Source organism: Streptomyces flavofungini, assembly GCF_041028215.1.
Lineage (GTDB): Bacteria > Actinomycetota > Actinomycetes > Streptomycetales > Streptomycetaceae > Streptomyces > Streptomyces flavofungini_B.
Window position 1 is genome coordinate 1 of the sequence record NZ_JASKYR010000012.1, and the last position, 16,946, is coordinate 16,946.

Annotated in this window: 16 protein-coding genes and 1 pseudogene; 5 read left to right on the forward strand and 12 right to left on the reverse strand. The window is 68.7% G+C overall.

The window, feature by feature from the left end:
• Positions 1-33 precede the first annotated feature (33 nt).
• Both AB8Z36_RS01815 and AB8Z36_RS01820 read right to left on the reverse strand, forming a co-directional pair.
• A complete protein-coding gene (locus AB8Z36_RS01815) occupies positions 34-918 on the reverse strand; it encodes a helix-turn-helix transcriptional regulator (protein ID WP_369211386.1) in 885 nt (294 codons plus the stop codon).
• Between the two features lie 111 nt (positions 919-1,029).
• Complete coding sequence (locus AB8Z36_RS01820) at positions 1,030-1,857, reverse strand: helix-turn-helix domain-containing protein (RefSeq protein WP_369211387.1); 828 nt, start codon at positions 1,855-1,857, stop codon at positions 1,030-1,032.
• Positions 1,858-1,971: 114 nt separating this feature from the next.
• Here AB8Z36_RS01820 and AB8Z36_RS01825 point away from each other — a divergent pair, with 114 nt between their 5' ends.
• The 4 genes from AB8Z36_RS01825 to AB8Z36_RS01840 all read left to right on the forward strand — a co-directional run bounded on the left by AB8Z36_RS01825 (position 1,972) and on the right by AB8Z36_RS01840 (position 5,891).
• On the forward strand, positions 1,972-2,748 hold the full coding sequence (locus tag AB8Z36_RS01825; RefSeq protein ID WP_369211388.1) for an alpha/beta fold hydrolase: 777 nt from the start codon (positions 1,972-1,974) through the stop codon (positions 2,746-2,748).
• A 124-nt stretch (positions 2,749-2,872) separates the two neighbouring features.
• Positions 2,873-4,039 carry a pentapeptide repeat-containing protein gene (locus tag AB8Z36_RS01830; RefSeq protein ID WP_369211389.1) on the forward strand — a complete coding sequence of 389 codons (1,167 nt, stop codon included), beginning with the start codon at positions 2,873-2,875 and terminating at the stop codon, positions 4,037-4,039.
• 212 nt (positions 4,040-4,251) lie between these two features.
• Positions 4,252-5,565 carry an Ig-like domain-containing protein gene (locus AB8Z36_RS01835; protein ID WP_369211390.1) on the forward strand — a complete coding sequence of 438 codons (1,314 nt, stop codon included), beginning with the start codon at positions 4,252-4,254 and terminating at the stop codon, positions 5,563-5,565.
• A gap of 149 nt (positions 5,566-5,714) precedes the next feature.
• Positions 5,715-5,891 carry a hypothetical protein gene (locus tag AB8Z36_RS01840; protein WP_369211391.1) on the forward strand — a complete coding sequence of 59 codons (177 nt, stop codon included), beginning with the start codon at positions 5,715-5,717 and terminating at the stop codon, positions 5,889-5,891.
• Between the two features lie 393 nt (positions 5,892-6,284).
• Here AB8Z36_RS01840 and AB8Z36_RS01845 read toward each other — a convergent pair whose 3' ends face one another.
• From AB8Z36_RS01845 to AB8Z36_RS01855, 3 genes are all read right to left on the reverse strand, one after another.
• On the reverse strand, positions 6,285-6,926 hold the full coding sequence (locus tag AB8Z36_RS01845; RefSeq protein ID WP_369211392.1) for an asparagine synthase-related protein: 642 nt from the start codon (positions 6,924-6,926) through the stop codon (positions 6,285-6,287).
• A gap of 425 nt (positions 6,927-7,351) precedes the next feature.
• On the reverse strand, positions 7,352-7,498 hold the full coding sequence (locus tag AB8Z36_RS01850; protein ID WP_369211393.1) for a lasso RiPP family leader peptide-containing protein: 147 nt from the start codon (positions 7,496-7,498) through the stop codon (positions 7,352-7,354).
• Positions 7,499-7,590: 92 nt separating this feature from the next.
• A complete protein-coding gene (locus tag AB8Z36_RS01855) occupies positions 7,591-7,935 on the reverse strand; it encodes a hypothetical protein (RefSeq protein ID WP_369211394.1) in 345 nt (114 codons plus the stop codon).
• 832 nt (positions 7,936-8,767) lie between these two features.
• On the opposite strand from AB8Z36_RS01855, the gene AB8Z36_RS01860 reads away from it, so the two are divergent.
• Entirely contained in the window at positions 8,768-9,544 is a 777-nt protein-coding gene (locus AB8Z36_RS01860; RefSeq protein ID WP_369211395.1) for a BPL-N domain-containing protein, read from the forward strand.
• A 207-nt stretch (positions 9,545-9,751) separates the two neighbouring features.
• Here the strand turns inward: AB8Z36_RS01860 and AB8Z36_RS01865 are convergent, their stop codons facing one another.
• From AB8Z36_RS01865 to AB8Z36_RS01895, 7 genes and pseudogenes are all read right to left on the reverse strand, one after another.
• Entirely contained in the window at positions 9,752-10,924 is a 1,173-nt protein-coding gene (locus AB8Z36_RS01865) for a serine hydrolase domain-containing protein (RefSeq protein ID WP_369211396.1), read from the reverse strand.
• Positions 10,925-11,605: 681 nt separating this feature from the next.
• Positions 11,606-12,115: a DUF1360 domain-containing protein gene (locus tag AB8Z36_RS01870; protein ID WP_369211397.1), complete on the reverse strand. Its 510-nt coding sequence runs from the start codon at positions 12,113-12,115 to the stop codon at positions 11,606-11,608.
• 177 nt (positions 12,116-12,292) lie between these two features.
• The gene (locus AB8Z36_RS01875; protein WP_369211398.1) at positions 12,293-12,454 is read right to left on the reverse strand and encodes a hypothetical protein; all 162 of its coding nucleotides are present in this window, start codon (positions 12,452-12,454) and stop codon (positions 12,293-12,295) included.
• 239 nt (positions 12,455-12,693) lie between these two features.
• Positions 12,694-13,257: a hypothetical protein gene (locus AB8Z36_RS01880; RefSeq protein ID WP_369211399.1), complete on the reverse strand. Its 564-nt coding sequence runs from the start codon at positions 13,255-13,257 to the stop codon at positions 12,694-12,696.
• Positions 13,258-13,298: 41 nt separating this feature from the next.
• Positions 13,299-13,717, reverse strand: a pseudogene (locus AB8Z36_RS01885) (LysR family substrate-binding domain-containing protein); the annotation flags it as partial.
• 556 nt (positions 13,718-14,273) lie between these two features.
• Positions 14,274-15,383, reverse strand: coding sequence for a methyltransferase (locus AB8Z36_RS01890; RefSeq protein ID WP_369211400.1), 1,110 nt, complete (start codon positions 15,381-15,383; stop codon positions 14,274-14,276).
• Between the two features lie 268 nt (positions 15,384-15,651).
• On the reverse strand, positions 15,652-16,776 hold the full coding sequence (locus tag AB8Z36_RS01895; RefSeq protein WP_369211401.1) for an FAD-dependent monooxygenase: 1,125 nt from the start codon (positions 16,774-16,776) through the stop codon (positions 15,652-15,654).
• Positions 16,777-16,946: the final 170 nt, after the last annotated feature.

Sequence of the window (16,946 nt, forward strand, 5' to 3'; positions counted from 1 at the left end):
CCCTAATCGTTGCGAGGTGGCTGCCAGGGAGCGTCAAGGTCCCTCCTGCTCCCGGGGTGTGTGAGGCAGGGACGCCTTGGTGTCGGTGAGCGTCCACATGGCCAGCAGGTCCAGTGCCTGCTTGGACGATGAGCCGGGTTCGGTGGTGTAGAKGAACAGTGCGGTGTCGGGATCTCCCGGCAGCAGGAGCGTCTCGTACTCCACGGTCAGTTCGCCGACCAGAGGGTGATGCAGGCGTTTGGAGCCGTAGGTGCGCTGATGGACCCGGTGGTCCTCCCACCAGAGGTTGAACTGCGCGCTCTTCTCGCGCAGCTCCGAGACGAGGTCGTTCGTACCCGGATCGTCCCTGTCGCGCCCCACCTCCAGGCGCAGGCTCTCCACCGCGGCACGCGCATGCTCCTGCCAGTCGACGAACAGCGCACGTGACTCCTCACTCAGGAACATCCAGCGTGCGTAGTTGCGGTGCCGCACAGGCATCGCGTCGAAGTCGGTGAACAAGGCCTTGCACATCCGGTTGGCGGCCAGCACGTCGCCGCGACGGCCCAGCACCAGGGCGGGTTCATCGAGCGCGTCGACGAGCCGGTGCATACCCGGGCGCAGTCTCTGGACGCTCCGGCCACGCCCACGTGCGGGTGCCGCCGCCACACCGATGAGGTCGTGCAGGTGGGCGCGCCCCGCCTCGTCCAGACGCAGAGCCCGGCAGAGCGCCTCCACGACAGCGGGCGAGGGGGTGATGGGGCGCCCCTGCTCCAGCCGCGTGTAGTAGTCGGTCGACACACCCGCCAGCAGCGCGACCTCTTCACGCCGCAGCCCCGGCACGCGCCGCGCACGGCCGTCCGGCGCAAGACCTGCGCCCTTCAAGTCCACCTGACTGCGTGCCTTGCGCAGAAAATTCGCCAGTTCGCTGTTGTTGCCCATGGAGGCAGTGTCGCGAAGACAGGTGTTCTCTGCCTGGATGTGGCAGTCCTAGGTTGACGCCCGCCGTCGCTGACGCTCACGAAGTGGCGAAGCCCGGTCGCGTACGCCTCTTCACGGGGCGGTCATCGTTGCCTGCCACGCGCCCGGGCGCATGCCTGTCGCCTTCCGGAAGAACACCGAGAAGTTGGACGGGTCGGGGAAGCCGAGCGTATGGGCGCAGGCGGCGGCGGTGAGGCGGTCGTGTGCGAGGAGCCGTTTGGCTTCCAGGACGAGCCGATCGACGATGTACGCCTTCGCGCTGCGGCCGGTGACCTGCCGCACCGCCCTGGTGAGGGTGCGCGGCGCGTATCCCAGTGTCCGGGCGTAGTAGCCGGCGTCGTGGTGTTCCCGGAAGTGCGCCTCGACACTGGCCCGGAACAGCCTGAACACCGGATGATCCGCCCGTGCTTGGGCGTGAGGGGGCCGTAGGCGGGCGATGAGCGCGGAGAGCAGGATCCCGGGCAGCTCCGTCGGTGCGTCCCCGGGCGGGGCGGATGCTTCCAGGAGGAGGTGATCGCGCGCGGCGTCGACGAACGGCTGGTCCGCGTCGGGAATGCGCCAGTGCGCGACCAGGTCCGGCGAGGCGACGAGCTGGCGGGTGGCGTGGGTGACCGGCGCGGTCGGCATGAACAGTACGACGTGCCCGGCCACGTCGACGATGTCATCCCAGCGGTGCACGGCTCCAGGAGTGACCCACACCGCGGACCGCTCCTGGAGCGGGTGCCGGAGGAAGTCCACGGTGACGGATCCGTGCCCGGCGTCGACGAGGGCGAGGACGTGGAAGTCGGCACGCTGTGTTCCGCCGTCGTTCAGCTCGCGAAGGCGGTCGAACGTGAGGGTGTCGACAGCGGCGGCACGGCGCCCGACGGGCTGATAGGTCATCTGCCGGATCACGGTCATCTGTCCAGTTTTCACCATGGGGCGACCCGTCGTGCCAATGACCCGGTCCAGCGGAAGAGATTCGATGAACACACACGGAAAACCCCCTCGGAACCCTGATCGAAAGAGCCAAAAATGAACATGCCGCAGCAATCGCTACTGCCCGTTTATGACCACACGCCGGGGGCCGGGCCGACCCTGGTGTTTCTGCACTACTGGGGTGGATCCGCCCGCACCTGGGACCTCGTCGTCGACCGCCTCGCGGGACGCGACACGCTCACGATGGACTTCCGCGGGTGGAGCCGGTCGAGCAGCCTGCCCGGCCCCTACACCCTCAGCCAGCTCGCCGACGACACGCTCGCCGTGATCGCCGACGCGGGCGTCACCGACTACGTCCTCGTCGGACATTCCATGGGGGGAAAGATCGCGCAGCTCATAGCGGCGGCCCGGCCCGCCGCTCTCCGAGGGATCGTCCTCGTCGGTTCCGCTCCGGCCAAGCCCGCCGTGGAGATCACTCCCGAGTACCGCACCGGCCTCTCCCACGCCTATGACTCCGACGAGTCCGTCGCCGACGCACGGGATCACATCCTCACCGCGACCGAGCTGCCCGAATCGGTCAAAGCGCGGATCGCGACCGACTCGCGGGCCGGAGCCGACGCCGCCCGCACGGAGTGGCCGCTGCATGGCATCGCAAAGGACATCTGTGAGCAAACATGCATGATCAGCGTCCCCGCCCTCGTCATCGCCGGAGAGAACGACCGCGTCGAGCCCGTCGGCGTACTCGTCAGCAACCTGGTGCCCTACCTCTCCGGAGCCGACGTCATGGTGATCGCGAACACGGGCCATCTGATCCCGCTGGAAGCTCCGGCCGCGCTCGTCGACGCCATCACGGGCTTCGCGCCGACAACTTGACCATCCGCACGGCATGGAGGAGAGGGGGGCTGCGCTGGGCAGGTCGACCAAAGGGTGCGACCGGCCGGGAGTGCGGGTCGTGCATCTTGATCGTTTTCTGGGCGGCGCTTAGGCTCCCATGCCCATGGAGACGGGGGAGCGGGGCCGTGGTCGCCGCACGTGGCACGACCGGCTGGTCAGACATCGTGTCATCGCGGCTCTGCTGGCCGGGGCGGCGGTGCTGGCCGCTCTGGGGGCCGCGCTCATCGTGCTGCCGGGCATGGTGGTCGACCACGATCTCGCGGGGGCGAGCGTCGCCGCGCAGGAGCGGCTGAAAGCGGTCAATGACGTCCGTACGACTCTCTTGCAGGCCGTGGGCGGCATGGTCGTGCTGTTCGGCGCCTACGCCACCTGGAGGCAACTGCGCGTCAGCCAGGACGGTCTGCGGGCCACCCAAGAGGGCTATGTCACCGACCGGTTCAGCACGGCCGTCGATCAGCTCGGCAGCGACAAGCTGGAGACACGCATCGGCGGGCTCCACGCGCTGTGGCGGATCGCGGAGCATTCCGCCCGCGACCGCGAGGCCGTCATCTCCATCCAAGCCGCATACCTGCGCACCCACCTGCCCTGGCCGCCGCGCGGACCGGAGGCTTCGGCGGCGGACGCGCCCATCAACGAAGTCGCGCCGCTGGAGATCCGTGCCGCCGACGCCCAGGTGGCGCTGACCGGGCTCGGCGTACTGCTCCTGCAGCCCCGGGAACAGACCTGGATCAACCTCAGCGTCACCGATCTGCGCCGGGCCGACTGCGACGGGTTGTGGTTGCATGAGGTGAATCTCGACCGGTCCTGCATGGAGGCAGCGGGCCTCTACCACGCCAACCTGACGCAGGCGTCCCTCGTCTCGGTCAACCTGCGGCACGCCGACCTCAAAACGGCGATCCTGCGCCGGGCCCGCTGTGTCCTTGCCGACCTGCGGGGCGCACGGCTGGTCGAAACCGACCTGAGCGACGCGGACTTCACCGAGGCGGACCTGCGCGAGGCGAATCTGCGCAAGGCCGGTGCGAGCGGCGCTGTCTTCCACCGCGCCGACTTGCGCCTGGCCGACCTGCGTGGCGCCGACCTGAGTACGGCCGTCCTTCGCCAGGCCCGCCTGACCGGCGCGGTGGCCAGCGAGAACACTCGCTGGCCGACCGGTTTCGACCACGCGGCCGCGGGCGTCGTCGTCGCCGCCGATCCCGGGCCCGAACCACCCCCGTTGCTCCAGCCGTCCGGGATAACGACGCAGCACCCGCCTTTGCGGTCCATGCCGTGATCCAGGCGCCCCGAGCGGGGACCGTTCAGCGAGTTAGGAGCCCGTTCCGCAGGTGCGGTGCCGCACGCCCGGCTCGGCTGAGTGGCCCCGCTGTGGATGCAGACCTCGCGCGCTTCTGCTCCTCTGAAATTACGGCGCCCGAGCACGGGGGACATGCGGTGGCGCGACAAACCCCAAAGCGAATTGCACCGAAGCGTGCAAGAGGAGAAACCATGCCTGAGGAGAACTCGGCAGAGGCCACGGCATCGCAAGCATCCCAGCAGACCCCGTACACCAAGCAGGGTGTTGGGAAGGATGCGTGCCCGGCGGACAGCTTCTGTCTCTACGCCGACATCAAGTTCAACGGCATGAACAACCGCAAGAGCATCCTCGTCATCCCGTACGGTGCGACGGCCAACAACTTCAGTGACTACGGGTTCGATCAGAGTGGCGACGGTGTCAGCGCCGTCATCAACAACACGTCGAAGGACAACGTCCTCTTCACGCGCATCGACCAGAAGGGCGACCAGCTGTCCGTTCCCGCCAAGACCTCGATCGAGGATCTGACGACGAAGAAACTGATCGGAAGCCCCAACGGCACGTGGAACGATCAGGCCCAGTCCGCCCTGGCCTACAAGGAACCCGTCCCGCCTCCGGTCTTCACCACCCCCGCAGCCGACGCGCAGGTCGAGAACCGCCGGGAGCCCGTCGGCGGTACCGCGGACGCCAAGGTCGACAAGGTAAGGCTGTACAGAGGAAAGAAGCTCCTGGGGACACCTGCTGTGAGCAGCGGGAAGTGGACATACGTCCCGGACTCCGACTGGCCGCTCGGGAAACAGGAGCTGCACGCCAGTGCTGTGCGTGGAGACAGCGAGTCCGGCAGGGTGTACCTGAACTTCTTCGTCGTCCAGCCCGCCCCGACCGTCCAGATCACGTCCCCCAAGGACGGAGCGAAGGTGGACTCGAAAACGCCCGTGCAAGGCAGGGCGTTCAAGGCCGATACGGTCGATCTGGCCGAGGGCAGCACCAAGCTGGGCAGCGTCCCGGTCGCCGGCAACAAGTGGGACTTCACCCCCCAGGACGGCTGGAAGCTGGGCAGCCACACGGTGACGGTCGAGGCGGTGAAGGGAACACAGAAGTCGACCAAGGCCCAGGTGACTTTCACGGTGGAGAAAAAGAACCTCACCGTCGGGTACAAGATGGCCGGACACCCCTGGCAAGAAAACGGAAAATGGATCTACCCCTACGACATCAAGATGGAGGCCGGAGCGACCGACGTGAAGCGCTGGCGCGTCGGCTTCGGCGAACTCCCCAACGGCACGGTCCTGGCCAAGATGTTCACCGACGCTTTCTGGGGAATGGTCATCGAAGACGGCAGCAACGGACGAGTACAGCTCGGCTCACCGCCACCCGAGAAGGGAAAGCACATCGTGGAGAAGGGGAAATCCCTGACCATCCGCGTCCAGGTGCTCTACCCGACTCAGGAGGACGCCCACAAGAAGCTGTACAACCTGTACGCAGAGGACTGGAGCAACATCGGCTCCTGACCCGCCAGCCGCTGACTTTCCTGGCGCGGCACCCATGGGGCTGCGGCCGAGGCGCGACACCACTCGCGCGGTACCTGACCATCCCATCCCGCGTGGGGCTGTAGACGACGCCGATGAGCACCTGAGTCAGTGAGGGGCTCCTGGAACGGATGGCGTGGGGTGTGGGTGAGATAGGCGGGCACGGGGTGGGCGGCCACGTCGCGCAGCCACGCCTCAACGCCCAGGGTGTTCTCCGACCCGCCACCGCCGCCAATCTGCAGGCCGGGGCTGAGCAGAGCCCGTCGCAGCCCGTCCTCTTCCGCGACGCCCGCGGCGACCAGGTGTGACGTATCGGCCCACTCGGCGAGTTGACGCCCGTGCTCTCTCATGCCGCGGTACCACTCGATGTCACAGTGGTCCTTGGTGGTGCGCAGCAGGAGGTGTTCGGGCACCAAGCCCTCCATCGCAGCGGCCAACAGGGGTTTGGTTGATGAGCCCGGCCATTCTTCCGGCCTCGCGCATCTGGTGGATCCAGGCGTGCCGGGAGACGTCGGTGGCCAGCGGGCGCGTCTGCTCGGCGGCGGAGCGCAGCAGTGTGGCGACATGGTCGGCGGCCCGCGTGCTCGCCCACTCCGGAAGCGTCGGCCGCGGTCCCCATGTCTCGCATGGGGGAAAGGGGACTGCGGCCTCGCGGAGCCTGCCCGCTGCCGTGTTCAGCCAGGCCGGATAGGAGCCGCCCCTCAGCAGCCCACGGACGGTCTCACCCAGTGGCCAGCGCCGTTGCGCTTTGAACCCGGCCGCATGCCGTAGCGCCAGTGCAGGATTGCGGCGCAGCAGGGAATGGATGTAGGAGGCGGGGGGTACGACGGCGTGGTCGCCTCCATGCCCCGTGAGGCGCAGTGTGGGCTCCCCGGGCACGCAACGCGCGGCTGATGTGCTGCTGGATCTCCCGGTCCCGCAGTGCAGGGGAGGGCTCCGCCTGGGGGGTCCTGGCGGCACTCCAAGCCCGCGAAGCAGGAGGGGAGTTCGGCGGACGGGAAGACCAGGGACTCGATGTCGGGCAGGCGGTCCGCCGCGTACCGGGCGTAGCGCTGGTTCTCGTTGCCCAGTGCTTCCCAGTGCAGGGTCGCGGTGACCAGCGATGCACCGGCCTCAGCGGCCAGGAAGCACAAGGAGGTGGCATCCATGCCGCCGGACAGGTCCGCGGCGAGCACTTGCCCGGGGCGCACCCGCAGGGCGACCGCGTCGCACAGCGCCGAACGCAGCGCGAGCGCCGCCTCGGCCAGAGGCAGTCCGGCCTCCGGCGCCTGCCACCACGCGACGGGACGGCAGCTTCCCCCTGGCTCCAGGAGCAGTGCGTGTCCCGGTGAGACAGTCTCCACTCCACATCGCCGCGCCCGCCAGCGGATGCGGCAGCGGCGAGGCAAGGCGGGCGGCGAGTCGGGCGGTGTTTGGCCCAGTATCCGTGAGCCAGGCCAGAGTGCGCGCGCGGTCCGCGCACACCGTCACAATCCGGAAGCACGATGAACCACCCCGCGAGGTACCACTCGCCATACTCAGCCGTATGCCCGCCGCTCGGCCCAGACCCCGCACACGTCCCCGCCCCACAGACACCCACGGCTCAACAGTGCCCCGCGGCCCAGGCAGCAGCGGACGAAGCGGGGGCCTCGTCCCTTGTGCTGGGGTCGTGTCGAGGCGGCGCCCGACGCCCCAGCCCGCAGGCCAAGGCGACGGGACGAGCGCCGACTGTCCGGCGACGGATGCCGATTCGGCCCCGAGAGGTGAGGCCGAAACCCATGAAGACCGGTCAGCACCAGTAGTAACGGTTGTACCTACCTTCGGCACATCCCGTGTACGAGGAGCCCTGCGTGGCTTCGGCGAACTCTCCCGCCTCGGCCAGCACCGGCGGCTCGTAGACGTCCTCGGATTCGATGGCCGCCAGCGTTTCAAGCACGGCACTCACCTCCATTGGAGTGGCATACGGGATCTAATGCCACCGGCGGAACTGTCGCTGACCGTCGTTGTCCTTGAACCCCTGCCGGGCTCTCAGCCGAAGACGACTGACCGCACTTTCAGGCGCTCCGAAGCCCCGCCGGTGAGCGGCCGCAGGCGGAAGGAGTCGCCTTGGCAATTGGTTCCGGTGAAGACCGTCGCCCAGGTGTCGGTACGGTTTTTCGGCGAGTGGCCGGGCTGGGGGTTGTCCTGGCCGACACCGTGGAGATTGATGCACCGGTCGCTGGGCGGGTTGTTGAGGAAGCCGCTTGCCTCGTCACCGTCGACGGTCACGTAGGAGTAGCGGAACTGCCCGGACGCCGCAGCGGCGGAACCAGGGATGGCGGTCAGGAGCAGGGCAGCGCCGAGCACGGCGGTCAAGGCGTGGCGAAGACGCATCAACGGTCCTGTCTGCAGGTGTGGAGGTTGTCGCAGGCACCTTTGCCCGCCCTGGCGGATGCGCATCCACCTGTCACCCGCATGGGTGGCGGCGTAACGTTCCTGCGCTGCCCGAACGGAGCTGGCGCGCACAACCCCGCGCGCTCCGGCGCCTGGTGCAGGTGCCGGGGCTTGTACCGCGGTCCTGGTCAGTCCAGGACCATGTCACTAAAAGCCGCGACGTTGACCTCGTGGTGCTCGACGTTGACGGCGTCGTTGTCGACTCCGTAGGGACCGTCGTTTGCGGGCTGGTGAGCGCCGACCGCGGCGGCGGAGGGCTGCGCGGAGGCGGTAGCGGCTCCTCCTAGCAGGGCGAGCGAGGCGATCAGGACTGTCGCGGCAGCGCGGGGCAATCTGGACACAGTCTGTCCCTTTCCTTCCGGTTCCTTCGGGGGAGTCTCTACCAACCTGCGCGTCCTTCGTCGGTGCGGCCACTTCACGAGGGCTGGTCGAGGGTTCAGGCCCTGGTCACGCGGTACGAGACCCCGTCTCCCCGGTGCGACTGACAGCTGTGTGCGCAGTCCGCCGCTGAGTGTGCGGCTGCCGAGCATCAACGCGTATGCGCGGGCCACGTACCGGCTCTGGCCAGACATCGAACAAGTCCGATGCCCAGCCTGGGCACGCACGCGGAACGTGTCCCTGGCGATCGAGAACACAGTGCAGTCCGGCACCGGCGGTCACCCGCCGGTCGGGGGCTCTCCCCGCCTGTCGGGGGCCCTGCCCGCCGGTCGGAGGGATCTTCCCGCCGACCGGCGGGTACCGGCCATCGGCTGCGGAACGGGAGAGTGGGATTATGATCAAGAAACGTCCCGCTCGTCGCCCTCTGGGCCTCGTCGCCGCTCTCGTGACCGCCGCCCTGCTGACTGCCGGTTGCACCCCGTCCTCGGCTGAGGAGCGGCAGCCCGACGAGCGCCCCCTGGCGCTGGTCTACGACGGCCCGCAAGGCTGCGACGACTGCGCGCCTGCCATCGCCAAGGTGCTGCGCACATCGCCGCGGCATTACCGGACCAAGTTCGTCAAAGCCCCTTTGAAGGCTTCCGACCTCGCCGAGGCGAAGCTGTACGTGCAGCCGGGCGGCGGCGCCGACCTGGAGCGGACCTGGCGGGACCTGGAGGGGTCCGCCGATGTCCTTCGCGCGTGGGTCGAGAAGGGCGGCAGTTATCTCGGGCTGTGCTTCGGCGCCTACCTGGCGGGCAGCAATCCGGGCTTCAACCTGCTGCCCGGCGACACGGACGGCTACGCCGACTCCCGCGGCGCCGAGGTCGACGACGACCGCGACACCGTTCTGAAGGTGACCTGGCGGGGCAAGCCGCGTCACATGTACTTCCAGGACGGTCCGGCCTTCCACTTCGACCGGGGTGCCGGCACTGCCGGTGTCGAAGTGCTCGCAACCTACCCCGGCAACGGTCTCCCCGCCGCGGCCGTCGCCCGCTACGGCAAGGGCCGTGTCGGGGTGAGCGGACCGCACCCGGAGGCCGATGCCTCCTGGTACGAGAACGCGGGGCTGACCAACCCCGATGGCATCCACCCCGACCTGGCCTACGACCTGATCAAGGCGACCACCGGCTGATCTTGCGCACACTCGCGGACCGGCCGATCTGTTGCGCCACCGAACACACTCACCGAGCGGAAATTGCTTCGAAGGGTCTGCCGCAGACGGAGGGTAGTGGATCCTCTCGGCATCTCTCCGCCGACCGCCTCGACACCACCAGCGCCCGATCAGCCTTGACGCCTGGTCTCTATCGTCACGGCAAGGATGATCCGCACCCCACTCAAGTCAGCCGCACAGGGCTGCTGTTGGCGCCTCCTCCAGCCCCTTGCTCGGCGGGAAGGGGCGTTCGTGCTGCAAGTCCGCACCGAGGTCGAAGACGTTGGCGGCGAGGACCAGCTGCCGCTTTCCGTCGGCGGTGGTAAGGGCGATGCTGGTGAATCCGGGACCGCTGCCGTCGGTCTCCCAGGCCGTGACCGACGTGGCGTCCGCCTCGGATCCGCACGCCACGTCCATGCGCTGCACCCCGAGTCCGTATGCAGGGGCGTTGGGCAACCGCACTGTGGTCTGAAGCGCGCGCTGCTGGGCGGGGCGCAGCAACTTGCCGGTGAACAGCGCCCGGTGGAAGCGGGCCAGGTCGTCGATGGTGGAGATCATGGCTCCGGCCGTCCAGTCGTAGGACGGGCTGAACCGGGTCACGTCCCGTCCCTTGAGGTCGTAGCCGTGCAGGTGCGGGCCGTGGATGTCCGGATCGGTCAGTGGGAAGGAGGTGTGCGCCAGGCCGAGTGGGGCGAGGATCCGCCGTTGGATCTCGGCGGGCGCGCTGTGGTGTGTGACCGCCTCTATCACCAGCCCGGCGAGCAGATAGTTGGTGTTGGAGTACTTCCAGTCGGTGCCGGGCGCGAAGTGCGGTGCGTGCCGGACGGCCCGGGCGATCACCTCGCGCGGGGTGTAGACGTGGTCCCACTCGTGGCCCACCAGGTAGGGGGCGAAGAACTCCGGCTCAGTGGTGGGGTCGTAGATCCCCGAGGTGTGGTTGAGCAGTTGGCGGATGGTGATGGCCCCGCCGTCGTTGCCGTTGCCCCGGACGACTCCGGGCAGCCACGTCTCCACACTGTCGTCGAGCGAGAGCCGTCCTTCACCCTCCAGTTGCAGCAGCACCGTCGACACGAACGCCTTGGTGTTGCTGGCGATCCGGAAGCGCTGGTCCGGCCGCGCCCGCTCGCCGCGCGCCGTGTCCGCGAGCCCGGCCGCTATCCGTGACTCCCGCTCTCCGCGTCTGGCGTACGCCACTACGCCCGGGAAGCCGTCCGCGACCGTCTGCTCGATGGCCTCCTTGAGGCCGACGGGCGGCGAGGTCGGCGTCGACTCCGTCCGGGGCACGGCACCGGCCGCCGTCGGGACGGCCCCTGTCACCGCGACCGCCACGGCCACCGCGCACACTCCGGCCCACCGTGTCATGGCTCTGGCACGTGCCTTCACAACTGCTCCCGCGTCTGTCTATTCACGTCGTTCGTGCCCCAGCGTGCCGTGCTGTCACATCAGTCGCCCATCCTGCTGACACCCGGGTGACACGGGGGCTAGCCCCACCCGGAGGAGAGCACGCGGATGCAGTTCGTCAACTCGGGGGACTCTTCTCGGGAGCCGCACGCGCTCTTCTGCGATTGCAGGGGGGACAACAGGGCGGCCGCTGATGCCGGACGGGACGGGGCCGAGTAACCCGGACAGCCAGGCAGCGATGCCCCTGCGCGGGGGGACAGCCCTGAAGGGGCGAGGCCGCCTCACCCATCGTCCGGTCCGCACGCGCTCCGTGAGGTACACCAGCCTTCGCGCGGCGGGGCTGGGCGGCGTTGTGCGGATTGGTGCGGCTGGTGCCGAAGGCGGGCGACAGAAAGCCGCCTACCCCACCGGCGGCGCGCAAGTCGTGGTACCGATCGCCATCGCTGCTCCCCCCCCCCACCCGGCTGGCCTCACTGACGGAAGGGGCGACAACTGCGCGTGCCTTCTCGCGCGATGGCCCGCCTGGAGCGCCAGCCAAGCCGCTGCCGTGAGCCTGCGTGGTCGCAGCGATTCGCCAGGTGGCCGTCTTCGGGTGACCGCGACGTCACCTGCCGAAATCTCGCTGTAAGCCAGCTCGTCGGCTCAGTGGGCGTTCTTTCGCAGCAGGCAGTCGTAGCCCAGCTGCATGGTGTCGGCCAGTGCCAGGGCGGTCAGAGCGCCGGTCACGGTGCGAGTGGCGTGCGGCCAGAGCAAGCGGGCGCCGGTGAAGGTGGTCGTCAGCCAGACGCTGAGGCAAAAGGGGCAGGTCACGAGCTCGCCCACGGTGGAGCGGGCGGTGCCGCCGCGGGGGCTTTCGCTCACTTCGGCCGGTCCGGTGGCCGCCATGTGGCGCGTGAAGGGCGCCCGCAGTGGGCTGGTCACTGAGCCTTTGCTGAGCAGTCGGCTCAGCCGGAACACGGACGCGGCCGTGCACAGAATGTCCGCGGGCTCCCAGGGGACCGCGGTGCCCTTCCTGCACCGCGCGGCTGCCGCACCCCAGGCGGCGGTGTAGGCACCGAAGGCGGCAAGGACCACGGTATGGCTTGCGGAGGTGTGGGCCTGCTCGCCGCCAGCGCCCCCGATCCGCCTGGTTGACTCCTTGATGCGGTTCATACGGGTCTCTTTCCGGGGACTCGGAGATATGCGGTGTGCCCAGGGATGGGTGCGGCGCGGGCGCTGCGGGCACGCACAGGGCAGCAATCAGCCGACGATGGGCCGTCCGACTGCTGCCCGGCATGAGCGTCCTCATCAGTTCGACACGGACCCCCCCGCGCGCGCGTTTCCGACGGTTCAGCGCGTTGCCGTGTCGTCGTCCTTCTCCTGGTCGTCGTCGCCTTCCGCCTGGGAAGGCGTCGTACGCGGTGCCTCAGCAGCCTGGGAAGAGGATGTCTCCTCGTCCGCGGCATCCGAGGGCCGTTCGCCCTCTGCTTGGGACGGCGTCTGCTCGCTCATGCTCTACCTCCGTGCGGATGCTTGTTCTGGTGCAGCAGCGGTCGCGGTCCGGCCACCTGGCTCCGGCAAGTCCATGCAGTCGAACCCGCGTGCCGCCGAGGTACCCGAAAATGGCGACATGCACACATATGTCCCGGCGGTCCTGGGCAACCGGCGGCGGGCCCGGCTGCTGCGTCCGTACGTGGCTGTCGACCGTCGCGGAAACAGAGGGTGCTCATGGGCGACAGCATGGCTGTTCGTCATGGTGAGACGGGCGTGGTCGTGCCCCTGCGGGAAATGGCCTGCGGGAAATGGCCCTTTGTTGTGGCCGCAGGGAAGTGACGCGCGAGGCCCGTCTGGTGCGCGGTAGGAGGTGGCTGGTCTTCGTCCTGACCCACGAAGCCGCCGCCCTCAGCGAGCAGCTCGCCTCCCGCCCCCTCACCAGCGGCAAGCATACGGTCCACGTCCGGCGCGATGGGGACGGGCAGATCATCGGCGCCGGACGCGCGAGCGACGGCGAGGGACCAGGTTCGCCTCAAACGGTGTGGCGACGGCGCACGAGGCGACGCCGTGCCGTCCGGCCTGACCAGTCCTGCCCCGACCACCGACCCTTCGGTGTCTTCACGCGCCTGTTCGCATAACCAAACCGTGGGCGCAGTGACCTCCCTGGCGTCCTTCGGGAGCCAGCCCCGCGCGTCCTGACCGCTCGGCTCGATCGCCGAACTGCGGACGACGCCTCTCGCCACCTGCCAGACCGGCGAAGGACGGCGCACCGGCGTCCAGTCCCACGGCAACCGGCTGACGAACTGCTGCAAGGCCTGCATGTTCCTCCTGAGCGACGCCTCCGGAAAGACCGGACGAAGCACTACTGGGGCCGGTCGGGTGGATCCTGGCTGATGGTCGCCAGCAGGCTTGTGACCAGAGGGTCATGGTCGTACTTGCGCCAGGCGACGGCCACTCGCGTGCGGGCCGTGCCGGGTTCGATCCTGCGGAAGGCGACGCCTTTGAGGCGGATGCGTCGGATGCTCGCCGGGGCCGAGGAGACGCCCAGACCGGTTTCCACGAGGGCGCACACGGTCTGCCACTCCACCGCGTGCTGGACCACCTGCGGTGTGAACCCTGCTGCGGTGCACAGGCCGATGATCTGGTCGTGCAGTGTCGGGCCGACCGCGCGGGGCAGCAGCACGAAGGGCGAGTCCGCCTACTGTGCGAGCGGCACGGACCGTTGAGTGGCCTGGGATGAGTGGACGGCAGCACGGCCACGAAGGGCTCGCTGAGTACCGTTGCCTGCTGACCGCAATGGTGATCTTCTTGCCGTCGGGGTGCGCGTAGTCCATCGGTACGTCGATGGACGCGCAGTCGACGGACGCGTCGAAGTCGCAAGGGGTCCACTTCGGGGTCTGGGAGTGGAACGCTGCCAGGCCCGAGGGCGGGCCCTCGGAGGCAGGCGCCGCCTCAGCCGTGGTCTGGACGAGGGGTGCCGTGGTCACGAGCCCGAAGAGCACTGCCAGAGCGCTCGTCCGGTGCCACGCCGAGTGCGGGTGAGATCGTCGATCAGTCCGAGTGGTCATGCCGTCACTCTGAACGGGGTGTGTGAGCGTGCTGTGACGGCGGCACACGCGTTCGGTGTTCTTCCTGATGGACGGGGACGGCCGTCACGGGTCACTTGCCGGTGAGCGTCCCGAGCAGGCTGAGCCGCACCCCGTTGAGGCGGAAGTGAGCCGGGCCGCTGGTGCCGCCGTGATCGGGAGGGGGCCCTCTTTCAGCTGCTGGGCCCCCATCGCCTATCTGTCCGGCGGAGCTCCGCACTACTACCAGTACCGCGCTTCACGGCTGGGGGTCACGGTTTGACGGCTTCGATCATCACGAAGGGGGTCGGGGTGGACACGACCCGTTCGACGGTGAACCCGGCGGCGTCCAGCAACGCCCGGTATTCGGTCTCGGTGCGCTCTCTCCCACCGAGCAGGCTCAGCATGACGAGGTCCATGTGCTTGGACGGATGTGGCTCATCACCCGCGGGCACGGCCTGCTCGACGACGATCAGCCGGGCACTCGACGCAGCCGCGTTCCAGACGGACCGCAGGATTTCGAGAGCCTCCTTGTCGCTCCAGTCGTGGAGAATCCAGCTCAGCAGGTAGATGTCCGCTCGTGGTACCTCGATGAAGAAGTTCCCGGCGACGACCTCGACGCGTTCGCTCATGCCAGCGGCGGTGAGCACCGCGTGCGCGGATTCGACGACGCCCGGCAGGTCGAAGACGATTCCCCGCCGGTCGGGCCGCTCGTCCGAGCGCAGCAGTTCGGTGAGGACGGTGCCGTCTCCGCTCCCGAGATCGGCGATCAGCTCACCGGCCGGAAGCCGGTACTCCTCGAAGAGTCCCGCCCGCAGGGTCCTGGCGAAGACCGCCATCGCTCGTCCGAAGAGCGCAGCCAGGGCCGGGTCAGTGGCGACGTGATCGAAGTACGACTTGCCGAAGTACTTCGACGCGGCGGACTCCCCGGTCCGCAAGGTGTGACTGAGCTCGGCCACGGCTCGATAGTGCAGGTGCATGCCTCCCACCGCGATGCCGTGCATCGACTGCGGGTGGCTCTCCGAAAGGGTCGCGCCGAGCTCCGTGACCGCCACCTTGTCCCCATCGGTCCGGAAGACGCCGTGAGGCGTGACGGAACGGATCAGCCGCGCGAGCACATCAACATCGGATCCGGTGCGCTCCGCCAGGGTCGCGACCGTCTGGGGCCCCTCTTCGTCCAGAATCGTCGCGACCCCCGCGTCGGCGAGTACGAACAAGGCCTGGGACAGCAGAAACCCGTCCAACAGCTGCGCCATCACCACAGTGGGCGGCGGCTGGACGTTACGCTCGTCGGTCATGATGGCGGCGCCTTCCTCACAGGGGTCTTTGGTCGTCAAGCTTGCCCCATGAGCCGCGACGGCCTGTTCGGGCTCGACGTCCACGTCATGCACCGTATGATCAACACTCTCGGAGGGAACTCCGCCGCGGGCGAAAAGGGCCGGTCAGGCCTTGTGACGCACCACCGCGGGCTTTCGGCCCGGCCACGTAACCGCCAGGACGTGGCCGGGCTGGGTGATGGCATTCGCTTCCGCCCCCGCTGCGCGTCAGCCAACGACCCACCCGGGACCAACGACCGTCTGACGCGCACGAAGCTGCCCGGCCTATCCGGCGGAAGCGGGCCCGCCCCCGTGTCGTCGTGGCGACTCGTCGTCACGCCGGATGCGCCATCTGACGGTGGCAGGCTTCGATGAGTCGGTACGAGTCGCGGTGCCGCTGTTCCTGTTCGAGGCGGGAGATCGCCACCGAGGTCTGCACCACAACTGAGCACCGTTCCCAGCGGCGGTCGGTGAACGACTTGAGAGCCGTTGGCACGTCCTGCTGCCGGTCCAGCTCCTCGGCGAGAATGAGGCCGTCTTCAATGGCCAGGGCGGCGCCACTGATCATCTGAGGCGAGGGCGCGTGCGCGGCGTCCCCGATCACGAGGCTGTTGCCGTGAGACCAGGGCGCTTCAACGATCACAGTTTGCACCGGCCGCCGGACCACCGAAGCGGAGCGTGCGACCAGCGGCCGGAGTTCGGCCACCTGCTCGGCGAACGGCGCCAGCAGTCCGGCCAGACGCTCCGCGAGTTCGATGTCCGGCAGCACGTCAGGACGCACCCCGTTCTCTGTGAGGAAGACGTAGGCCTGGTTCGCGGAAATCGGCACAAGTCCCGCCTGGTACCGGGGACTGGCGTATGTATGGATCCCGGTGGCCCAGTCAGGGCGTGGTACGAGCGCCCGCCACACCATCTGCCCGTGGTAGTCGATCGGGGTGGCGCGGCCAGTAAGGTCCCGCACAACCGAGCGGATGCCGTCGGCACCCACCAGCAGGTCGACGCTGCGCGTCGTGCCATCGGTCAGCTTCGCCAGGACCTGTCCGGCCTGTTGTGCCAGTCGGAAGACGCTGAGCCCGTAGCGGATCCGCACCCCGAGCCGCAGCGCCGCCAGGCGCAGGATGCGGTGCAGCTCCGGGCGCGCGATCCCCGCCATAGCGGGACGTGCTGCGCCGAGCAGACCGGGGTGTGCGACAGAGGTCACCTCTCCACGGGCGTCAGTGTTGGTGATCACGCGCATGCCGTATCCGGTATTAAGGCACTGTTCGGCAAGCCCGAGCTGGTCCAGCGCGCGGAGCGAAGGGCCGGTCAGGCTCAGCCCCCAGCCGACAGTGGTGCCCTCGGCCTTCGCCTCGGCGACCTCGACGAGCCATCCCCGCCGGGCCAGGGCGCTCGCCGCAGTCAGTCCCGCGATGCCGGCACCGACGATGAGCGCCGACCGGACGCCGCCTGTGTTCTGCATTCTTCCAGCCTCCTCGGTGATGCGTCCGGCCAAGGTAGACGGGCAGCGGCGCGGACCAAGTCCGGTTCGAGCGGATCTTCTCCGGTTCCGGTGACGGGTCTTGAAACGTTTATCGGACACCGGAATTGGACCAGGACCCCGCGGCCGCCTGTCCAGCGTGGGCGGCACGA

Bases quoted from the DNA above. Each gene is read 5' to 3' on its own strand.
- AB8Z36_RS01860 (WP_369211395.1), top strand. From the start codon at position 8,768: ATGATCAAGAAACGTCCCGCTCGTCGCCCTCTGGGCCTCGTCGCCGCT.
- AB8Z36_RS01835 (WP_369211390.1), top strand. From the start codon at position 4,252: ATGCCTGAGGAGAACTCGGCAGAGGCCACGGCATCGCAAGCATCCCAG.
- AB8Z36_RS01865 (WP_369211396.1), bottom strand. From the start codon at position 10,924: ATGACACGGTGGGCCGGAGTGTGCGCGGTGGCCGTGGCGGTCGCGGTG.
- AB8Z36_RS01880 (WP_369211399.1), bottom strand. From the start codon at position 13,257: ATGCAGGCCTTGCAGCAGTTCGTCAGCCGGTTGCCGTGGGACTGGACG.
- AB8Z36_RS01840 (WP_369211391.1), top strand. From the start codon at position 5,715: ATGGCGTGGGGTGTGGGTGAGATAGGCGGGCACGGGGTGGGCGGCCAC.
- AB8Z36_RS01870 (WP_369211397.1), bottom strand. From the start codon at position 12,115: ATGAACCGCATCAAGGAGTCAACCAGGCGGATCGGGGGCGCTGGCGGC.
- AB8Z36_RS01830 (WP_369211389.1), top strand. From the start codon at position 2,873: ATGGAGACGGGGGAGCGGGGCCGTGGTCGCCGCACGTGGCACGACCGG.
- AB8Z36_RS01895 (WP_369211401.1), bottom strand. From the start codon at position 16,776: ATGCAGAACACAGGCGGCGTCCGGTCGGCGCTCATCGTCGGTGCCGGC.
- AB8Z36_RS01855 (WP_369211394.1), bottom strand. From the start codon at position 7,935: ATGCGTCTTCGCCACGCCTTGACCGCCGTGCTCGGCGCTGCCCTGCTC.
- AB8Z36_RS01875 (WP_369211398.1), bottom strand. From the start codon at position 12,454: ATGAGCGAGCAGACGCCGTCCCAAGCAGAGGGCGAACGGCCCTCGGAT.
- AB8Z36_RS01825 (WP_369211388.1), top strand. From the start codon at position 1,972: ATGAACATGCCGCAGCAATCGCTACTGCCCGTTTATGACCACACGCCG.
- AB8Z36_RS01820 (WP_369211387.1), bottom strand. From the start codon at position 1,857: ATGACCGTGATCCGGCAGATGACCTATCAGCCCGTCGGGCGCCGTGCC.